Raw genomic sequence first — 9,420 nt, 5'->3', positions numbered from 1 at the left:
CACGGCACAGCCGGCAAATTCCAGCAGACCTTCTTCAAGCGCGCGAAGCGTATCGACATCAAGATCGTTGGTCGGTTCGTCAAGCAGCAGAACGTTAGAACCGGATTTCAGCATCTTGGCAAGATGCACACGGTTACGTTCACCACCGGAAAGCTGCCCGACCTTTTTCTGCTGATCCGCACCCTTGAATGCAAACTGCGACACATAGGCGCGCGAGCTCATCGGGCGTTTACCCAGAAGGATTTCGTCCAGACCGTCGGAAACTTCCTGCCAGACGGTTTTGTTCGGATCAAGCGAGTCACGCGACTGATCGACATAGCCCATCTTGACCGTTTCACCGATCTTGAGCGTACCAGCATCGGGTGTATCGCTGCCGGTCAGCATTTTGAACAAAGTGGTTTTACCCGCACCGTTCGGACCGATCACACCAACGATGCCGCCCGGCGGCAGACGGAAATGCAGATCATCAAACAGAAGCTTGTCACCAAATGCCTTGGTCAGGCCTTCGGCAGTGATCACCTCGTTACCAAGGCGTTCGGCAATCGGAATAACAATCTTGGTTGAATCCGGAACCGCCTTTGCCGCTTCGGCAACGAGATCGTCATAGGCACGAACACGGGCCTTGGATTTCGCCTGACGGCCTTTCGGGTTCTGACGGATCCAGTCCAGTTCGGATGCCAGCTGTTTCTGACGGCTACCTTCCTGACGGGCTTCCTGTTCCAGACGCTTCTGCTTCTGTTCGAGCCAGGATGAATAGTTGCCTTCATACGGGATGCCCTGACCACGGTCGAGTTCAAGAATCCAGCCGGTAACGTTATCAAGGAAGTAACGATCGTGGGTAACCAGAATGACAGTACCCTGATAATCTTCAAGGTGACGTTCAAGCCACGCCACGGATTCGGCATCCAGATGGTTGGTCGGTTCGTCAAGCAGCAGAATGTCGGGCTTTGCAAGCAACAGACGGCAAAGCGCGACACGGCGGCGTTCGCCACCGGAAAGCTTGGTCACATCTGAATCCTTGGGCGGGCAACGCAGCGCATCCATGGCGATATCAAGCGTACGCTCAAGATCCCAGCCATTGGCCGCATCAATGCGTTCCTGCAATTCCCCCTGCTCGGCGAGGAGATTATTCATCTCGTCATCGGTCATCGGCTCGCCAAAGGCCATGCTGATTTCATTGAAACGTGCGAGATCGTCAACGATCTGACCGCAACCTTCCATGACGTTGCCCAGAACATCCTTTTCCGGGTTCAGCTGCGGTTCCTGTTCAAGGTAACCGACGCGAACACCTTCGGCTGGCCATGCTTCGCCGGAATAATCCTTTTCGATGCCCGCCATGATTTTAAGCAGGGTCGATTTACCGGCACCGTTGTTCCCGAGAACACCGATTTTCACACCCGGCAGGAAGGATAGCGTAATGCCTTTGAAAAGTTCGCGACCGCCCGGAAGGATCTTGGTCAGGTCCTTCATGACGTAGATATACTGGTAGGATGCCATTAAATTCCCCATCCAAAATGTGAGAAATCCCGGACCATGCCGGGACATGCGGATCGCCGCCTTGCGACCATCCAGAAAGCTTTGCCCGTTTGTAACCGACCGGCCCCTTACAAACAATGACAAACAATCGCAATCGCTGTGATGCGCTTTGAATCTGCATCGGTGGAAACGACGCGGGCAAAACCGCGCCCGGAAATACACCTCTCGGGGCAAAATCAACCGTTAATAATGCATAATCAAGCAAATATACGCGTATTTCGATTAAAAACAGGCTGCCATTGTGCAGCGCAGAAAAACATCGAAAAAATGGCGGTTTTGGTAGGTTTTTGCAGCATTTCCAGCAGGTTGAGAACTCCGTGTGCGCGAATGTCTACGACTAATGATTAGCTTCTTGCGCATTCTGAAAACTGTTATCGAATTCGTTGGCAATGGTGCGTGCAAACACCACCACTGCATCAAAAGCAGGCGGACCGGCACAAAAAAAGAACTCAATAGCCGGTCGGCAGGGAAGTTTTCATTTTCTAGGAAGGAGACGCGCTATGGATGAGCAAAGCGCAGCCTACTGGAAGCGAAACGTAAAACTGGTGACCACCTTGTTGATCATCTGGTTTGTCGTTTCCTACGGTTTCGGCATCTTGTTTGTCGATGTGATGAACAACATCAAGATTGCGGGCTTTGAACTCGGGTTCTGGTTCGCCCAACAGGGGTCCATTTACGTCTTTGTCGCGTTGATTTTCGTTTACGTGTCCAAGATGAACAAACTGGACCGTGAATTCGACGTTCGCGAAGACGACTGACGTCGGTGAAAATTCCGGATCCGGGGAGACAGACAAATGGATCTTACTACCCTTACCTATATCGTCGTCGGCCTGAGCTTCGCGCTGTATATCGGCATCGCGATCTGGTCACGTGCGAGCACCACCGGCGAGTTCTATGTCGCTGGCAAGGGCGTTAACCCGGTCGTCAACGGTATGGCGACCGCCGCAGACTGGATGTCTGCTGCATCCTTTATTTCAATGGCCGGTCTGATTGCCTTCCTTGGCTATGGCGGCTCGGTCTACCTGATGGGCTGGACTGGCGGCTACTGCCTGCTGGCAATGCTTCTGGCACCTTACCTTCGCAAGTACGGTAAATTTACCGTGCCGGAATTCATCGGGGACCGGTACTACTCCAAAACAGCCCGTATCGTTGCTGTTATCTGCCTGATCTTCATTTCCTTCACCTATGTTGCAGGCCAGATGCGCGGTGTCGGTATCGTGTTCTCGCGCTTCCTTGAAGTCGAACTCCTGACCGGCCTGATCGTCGGCATGGGCATCGTCTTCGTTTATGCCGTTCTTGGTGGCATGAAGGGGATTACCTACACCCAGGTGGCGCAATATTGCGTTCTGATCATTGCCTATACCATTCCGGCAATCTTCATCGCCTTCCAGCTGACCGGCAATCCGCTGCCGCAGTTGGCATTCGGCTCCACGGTTAACGGCACCGGCGACTATATGCTCGACCGTTTGAACCAGATCGTGACCGAACTGGGCTTCCTTGAATATACAACCACCAGCAAATCGACGATCGACATCTTCTGCATCACGCTTGCACTGATGGTCGGTACGGCAGGTCTGCCGCACGTTATCGTCCGTTTCTTCACCGTTCCGAAAGTACGTGATGCACGTTCATCGGCTGGTTGGGCACTGGTCTTCATCGCGCTGCTTTACACCACTGCCCCGGCAGTTGGCGCGATGGCTCGCCTGAACCTGACTGAAACCGTCCAGATCGGCGCAGTTGGCGATCCGGAAGGCAACCTTAAAATCGAAGAACGTCCGGACTGGATGACCCGCTGGGAAGCCACCGGTCTTCTGAAATTTGAAGATAAAAACGGTGACGGTCGTATCCAGTACTACAACGATGCCAATGCCGACTTTGCCGCCAAAGCCACCGAATATGGCTGGGCCGGTAACGAACTTAAAGTTGACAACGACATCATGGTTCTGGCCAACCCGGAAATTGCACAGCTTCCGAACTGGGTGATTGCCCTTGTCGCAGCCGGTGGTATTGCCGCCGCACTGTCAACGGCAGCCGGTCTGTTGCTTGTGATTTCCTCGGGCGTTTCGCATGACCTTCTGAAGGGCACGTTTACGCCAGATATGACAGAAGGCCAGGAACTGATGGCCGGGCGTGTTGCGGCAGCCGTCGCAATCGTGATTGCCGGTTATCTTGGATACAACCCGCCTGGCTTCGTAGCACAGGTGGTGGCCTTTGCCTTCGGTCTTGCGGCCTCGTCACTGTTCCCGGTTATCATCATGGGGATCTTCTCCAAGAAGGTTAACCGCGAAGGTGCGATTGCAGGGATGCTGGTCGGTCTGATCTTCACCATGGGCTATATCATGTCCTACAAGGGCATCTTTATCCCGGTACTGATCGAAAACGTTCCGGCAAACTGGCTGTTCGGCATTTCGCCGGAAGGCATCGGTGTTGTTGGTATGCTCCTGAACTTCCTCGTTGCGTTCGGCGTTTCGAAAGTTACCGCAGAACCGCCGGCACATATCCAGCACATGATTGAAGATATCCGTGTTCCGAAAGGAGCCGGTAGCGCCGTTGACCATTAATCGGTCGACTGGTTTGCAAGAAACCTGTTGCTGGCCCCCGGAATTACCTCCGGGGGCCTTTTCTTTTGCCGCGAACTCGGGCAACAATGCATCACGACAGGGAGGAAGGTCATATGAGTCTGGAATTAAAAGAAATCAGCGATTTCCTTAAGCAGCATCACCCGTTCGACCTTTTGCCTGACGACGTGATCAATGCCCTGCCCAAACGCCTGACCGCGCGCTATTTCCGCAAAGGGACGAAAGTCCTCTCGCCTGAACAGCAATGCCTGCATCTGCATATCATCCGGACGGGCGGAACCGAAACGCGCGACCCCGATGGCCAGCTTCTTGCCCGCCTTGGCGAAGGTGAATGTTTTGGTGTGCGCGCGATGTTCCGTAACGGCAAGGCCGCCAACAACATCACCATGCTCGAAGACAGCCTTGTCTACCTGTTGCCGGAAAAGGATTTCCACGATCTGGCCGGGAAATACCCGCAATTCAATTACTTCTTTGAGCAGATGGGCGGTGCCCGCCTTCGCAGCGGCATGCAGTTGCTTGAAAAGCGTGATGATGATCAGCTTAAACTGATGTCCATCCGGGTTTCCGACCTGATCGCGCGTGATCTGGTAAGTATCGATATCGGAGCATCGATTCTCGAAGCAGGCAAGCTGATGAGCGCCGAACGGGTTTCCTGCCTGCTGATCACGCAAAACGGCGATAAGGTCGCAGGCATCATGACCGACCGCGACCTTCGCAACCGGGTCGTTGCCGAGGCCCGATCATTTGACGAGCCGGTGACCAATATCATGACGCCGAACCCGATCAGCATCGGGCCGGACGATTATGCTTTTGACGCACTTCTGACCATGACGCGTCACAATGTCCGACACCTGCCGGTGATGAAGGACGGTAAGGCGATTGGCATGATCACCACCAATAATCTGCTGGCCCGCCAATCGCTCTCGGCGGTTCATATGGTCGGGCGCATTCGTAAAATGACCAGACCCGCCGATATGGCAAAGGTCATCGCACAGGTGCCCGAACTGCTGAGCAACCTGATCGAAGCCGGGGCGACATCGCGCAATGCCGGGCACATTGTCACAACGCTTTCGGATGCGGCAACATCGCGCCTGCTGCAACTGGCCGAGGAAAAATTTGGTCCCCCGCCCGTACCCTATGTCTGGATGGCGGGCGGATCGCAGGGGCGCCAGGAACAGACCGCCCTGTCGGATCAGGACAATTGCCTGATCCTTGATGACGCCTATGATCCCGATCAACACGGGGACTATTTCAAGTCATTGGCCGATTATGTTTGTGATGGCCTTGATACCGTCGGCTATGTCTATTGCCCCGGCGAAATGATGGCGAAAACCGCCGAATGGCGGCAGCCTGTCCGTGTCTGGCAGCAATATTTCAACAAATGGATCGAACAGCCTGAACCCAAGGCATTGATGCTGTGCTCCGTCTGGTTCGACTTGCGGCCGATCCACGGGACGCGGTCGATTTTTGAAGACCTGCATCGCATGATCATCACCAAAGCCAAGGGCAACCGTATTTTCCTGGCTTACATGGTCGGAAATGCTTTGACCCATCACGTGCCGCTTGGCTTCTTCAAGAATTTCGTGATGGTTCGTGGTGGTGAACATGACCGCACGCTTGATATGAAGCATAATGGGGTTGTACCGATTGTTGATCTTGCGCGGATTCACGCATTGGCCAACGGTGTTGATGCGGTCAACACCTATGAACGCCTGGAGGCCGCAATGACCTTCCCCTCGATCAGCAAACAGGGGGCGTCCGACCTTCTCGATGCATTTGAATTTATCAGCATCACCCGGCTGAAACATCAGGTCCGGCAGATCCGCAATGGGGATCGCCCCGATAACTTCCTGCATCCCGAAAGCCTGTCGGCGTTTGAACGCACCCATCTGAAAGACGCATTTTCAGTGATCAAAAACCTGCAGACCGCCCTTGAGAACGCCTTTGGCAAAAGCGGGACATAACAATGGGTCTGCGTCAGAAAATCGTCGATAGCGACTTTTACCGCCAGATGGTGCAACGCCGGGCAACCGGGCCGCTTCGTTCCTATTCCGACGTCCCCGCCGCCGATCCCGATACGCCGATCCGGAATGTCGAATTTGTCGCCCTTGATCTGGAAACCACCGGTCTTGATCCGAAACACGATGAAATCGTCTCGATTGGCTTGGTGATCATTCGTCAGCTTGCAGTTGATTTTTCAAGCTGTCAGCATCTTCTGGTGCGGCCGAAAAAGGAACTCAGCGAAAGCTCGGTAATCGTGCACCGCATTTTCGACAGCGACGTCGAACAGGCCCCCGATATCGAGATCGCGCTGGCCCATATCCTGCCCATTCTGGCCGGGCGGGTTCTGGTGGCCCATCACGCGCCGAAGAAATCACGGTCTTTGCCGCCGCCAGTCTGACCGATGCCATGACGCAGGTGGCCCAAAGCTATGCCACGGCAACCGGCGACACATTGCAGTTGTCCTATGCCAGTTCATCGACACTGGCCCGTCAGATCGCGGCGGGGGCCCCGGCTGATTTATTTATCTCGGCCAATCAGAAATGGATGACCTGGCTTGCTGATCAGGACCTGATCGCCACCAACAGCCGCCATGACCTTCTGGCCAATGCGCTTGTTCTGATTGCCCCCGCCGACAGTAACCTTGAACCGATCACCATCAATTCCCAAACCGATCTGACCAGCCTGATCGGTGACGAGGACCGCATTGCGGTTGGTGATCCGGAACATGTCCCGGCCGGTATTTACGCCAGGCAGGCACTTGAAAGCCTTGGTCAGTGGAACACCGTCGAACCAAGGCTGGCGCGGGCTGACAATGTGCGCGCCGCCCTCGCACTGGTGGAACGGGGCGAGGCACCGCTTGGCATCGTTTACGCCACCGATGCCGCCATCGCGGCCGATGTCAAAACCATTGCCACCTTCCCCGAAAACAGCCATCCGGCCATTACCTATCCGGTTGCCATCACCACCGGACAAACCAAACCCACCGCCGTAAAATTGCTGGCGTGGCTTTTGGGGGATGACGCGGGCACCATTTTTGCGGAATATGGTTTCAAACGCCCGGCAACCAGCCCAAAGACACAATAACAAACCATGATCACACTCACCGAAGCCGAGATCGAAGCCCTGCTGCTAAGCCTGCGCATTTCCGGCGTGGCGGTGATATGTGCCCTGCCCTTTGCCATTCTGGCCGCCGCCCTTCTGGCGCAGGCCCGCTTTCCCGGCAGGATTTTGGTCGATGCGCTGGTGCATCTGCCATTGATCCTGCCACCGGTTGTGATGGGTTATCTGCTGCTGATCAGTTTTGGCACCCGCGCACCGCTTGGCGCATGGTTGCTGGAAACGTTTGATATCCGTCTGATTTTCAGCTGGACCGGGGCGGCACTGGCCGCCGGGATCGTCAGCTTCCCGTTTCAGGTCCGCGCCATCAGGCTGGCACTGGAAAATATCGATCCCGGCCTTTATCACACCGCCGAAACACTGGGGGCCGGGCCGGTTGACCGGTTCTTCAGCCTGACATTGCCGCTTGCCCTGCCCGGTATCATTGCCGGGGCAATTACCGCCTTTGCCGCCAGCCTTGGCGAATTTGGGGCCATCATCACTTTTGTGTCGAACGTTCCGGGTGAAACACGCACCCTGCCGCTTGCGATCTATACCGCGATCCAGACACCGGGCGGTGAACTGGCCGCCGCACGCCTTGCCGCCATTTCCATCGGATTGGCCCTGATCGGGCTCGTACTTTCGGAATTTGCCATGCGCCATATTCGCAAAAGGGCCCGCGCATGAGCATTTCCGCCAATATCCGCCACAAGATCAGCAAGCTCGACCTGCATGCGCAGTTCGACATTGCCGAACCTGGCATCACCGCCCTTTTTGGCCCGTCGGGCAGCGGCAAAACCACCATCATCAATGCGATTGCCGGGTTGCTGCGCCCGGATCAGGGGCGCATCACCATCCACGACCGCCCTGTATTTGACAGCATGCAACGGGTCAATCTGGCACCGCGCAAACGCCGGGTCGGTTATGTCTTTCAGGATGCCAGACTGTTCCCGCATCTGAGTGTCGCGGCCAATTTGTTTTACGCCCATAAACGCAGCGACCGGCCCATGACCCGGTCCGCCTGTGATGATGTCATCGCGATGCTCGGTATCGGCAGCCTGCTATCGCGCCGCCCCAACCTTCTTTCCGGCGGCGAGAAACAGCGCGTCTCGCTCGGCCGGGCATTGCTGGGCAATCCGGAAATCCTGCTGCTTGACGAACCGCTATCGGCCCTTGATCAGGCCCGCAAGAACGAGATCATCCCCTATCTGGAAAATCTGCGCGACGCACGACAATTGCCGATCCTTTATGTCAGCCACGCGATTGATGAAGTCGCCCGTCTGGCCGACCATCTGGTGGTGATGGAAGGCGGCAAAACGCTTGCCAGCGGATCGGTATTTGACATGCTGGGCCGAACCGACCTTGCCCCGCTTGCCGGGCAGTTCGATACGGGAACCGTTCTGCCCGCCACGGTCAAAAGCCGCGACCCGCAGGGTGTCATAAGCTTCCTTGACTGTGCCGGGCAACGATTTGTCGTGCCCTTCCTTGGCAAGAAATCCGGAAGCCCGGTGCGCCTGCATATCAGGGCGCGTGATGTAATGATTGCCCGAACCGCCCCGACCGGGATCAGTGCCAATAACGTCCTGCCAGTAACGATCCGCGATATCGCCGATAATGGCGGCGATACGCTGGATGTCACGCTGGGGCTGGGTCATGACGATACCGGTGAAAACCGCACAATCCATGCCCGCATCACCCAATGGTCGGCGACACGTCTGAAACTTGCCATCGGGCAAAGGGTCTTTGCGGTGATCAAGTCGGTCACGGTCGACGGGCATTTGCGCGCCGACGATCTTTAAGACCCTTCTTCGGTCGGCGGCGACGGATCGCCCGCCAGTTCATCGGCAAGCTTGCGCAACGGGCCGGCCAATGCTTCGTTCGCACGGGTTTGCGCATCGTCGTAAATCGCGATGATCCGCATCCCCGACCCGGTCAGGCTGGCCCCGCCACGGCCTGCACCCCCCATCCGGGTTTCAACAACCGGGGTGGCAAAGCTTTTGTTCAATTCTTCAAGCAGCATCCATGCCCGGCGATAGGACATGCCCATCGAACGCGCCGCCGCCGAAATCGACTGTTCACGATCAATCGCGCGCAGCAGATCGATCTTGCCATAACCAAGGCGAACCCCATCGGGCAATTCGATTTTAAGCCGGATTTTAAGGTCGGTTTTGCTCATGATGACAATCTAGCGCCTTGGTCACATGCG

The 9,420-nt window shown here is 55.9% G+C and carries 9 protein-coding genes; 7 read left to right on the top strand and 2 right to left on the bottom strand.

From position 1 onward, the window contains the following. On the bottom strand, positions 1–1,497 hold a 1,497-nt coding region (ettA, locus tag SMB34_RS02230), incomplete at its 3' end, for an energy-dependent translational throttle protein EttA (RefSeq protein WP_037987435.1). Positions 1,498–2,036: 539 nt separating this feature from the next. On the opposite strand from ettA, the gene SMB34_RS02225 reads away from it, so the two are divergent. The 7 genes from SMB34_RS02225 (at position 2,037) to modC (ending at position 9,013) form a co-directional block, all read left to right on the top strand. Continuing rightward, complete coding sequence (locus tag SMB34_RS02225) at positions 2,037–2,294, top strand: DUF4212 domain-containing protein (RefSeq protein ID WP_007089795.1); 258 nt, start codon at positions 2,037–2,039, stop codon at positions 2,292–2,294. Between the two features lie 36 nt (positions 2,295–2,330). Continuing rightward, positions 2,331–4,097: a sodium:solute symporter family protein gene (locus tag SMB34_RS02220; protein ID WP_037987434.1), complete on the top strand. Its 1,767-nt coding sequence runs from the start codon at positions 2,331–2,333 to the stop codon at positions 4,095–4,097. A 113-nt stretch (positions 4,098–4,210) separates the two neighbouring features. Further along, a complete protein-coding gene (locus SMB34_RS02215; RefSeq protein WP_037987433.1) occupies positions 4,211–6,079 on the top strand; it encodes a DUF294 nucleotidyltransferase-like domain-containing protein in 1,869 nt (622 codons plus the stop codon). A 2-nt stretch (positions 6,080–6,081) separates the two neighbouring features. Continuing rightward, complete coding sequence (locus SMB34_RS02210) at positions 6,082–6,516, top strand: exonuclease domain-containing protein (protein WP_240478721.1); 435 nt, start codon at positions 6,082–6,084, stop codon at positions 6,514–6,516. 8 nt (positions 6,517–6,524) lie between these two features. Beyond that, a complete protein-coding gene (modA, locus tag SMB34_RS02205; protein ID WP_240478720.1) occupies positions 6,525–7,202 on the top strand; it encodes a molybdate ABC transporter substrate-binding protein in 678 nt (225 codons plus the stop codon). Between the two features lie 6 nt (positions 7,203–7,208). Continuing rightward, the gene (gene modB, locus SMB34_RS02200) at positions 7,209–7,901 is read left to right on the top strand and encodes a molybdate ABC transporter permease subunit (RefSeq protein ID WP_007089801.1); all 693 of its coding nucleotides are present in this window, start codon (positions 7,209–7,211) and stop codon (positions 7,899–7,901) included. Further along, on the top strand, positions 7,898–9,013 hold the full coding sequence (gene modC, locus SMB34_RS02195; RefSeq protein WP_037987432.1) for a molybdenum ABC transporter ATP-binding protein: 1,116 nt from the start codon (positions 7,898–7,900) through the stop codon (positions 9,011–9,013). Before modB ends, modC begins: the two co-directional genes overlap by 4 nt. On the opposite strand, the gene SMB34_RS02190 is transcribed toward modC, so the two are convergent. Then, positions 9,010–9,390 (bottom strand): winged helix-turn-helix domain-containing protein, encoded by a 381-nt coding sequence (locus tag SMB34_RS02190; RefSeq protein WP_037987431.1) that lies wholly within the window; start codon positions 9,388–9,390, stop codon positions 9,010–9,012. The genes modC and SMB34_RS02190 overlap by 4 nt on opposite strands. Positions 9,391–9,420: the final 30 nt, after the last annotated feature.

Origin of the sequence: Thalassospira permensis NBRC 106175 (assembly GCF_000714555.1) — a bacterium.
Lineage (GTDB): Bacteria > Pseudomonadota > Alphaproteobacteria > Rhodospirillales > Thalassospiraceae > Thalassospira > Thalassospira xiamenensis.
Note: the sequence above shows the minus strand (reverse complement) of the source record. Positions and strands in the feature narration are given on the sequence as shown.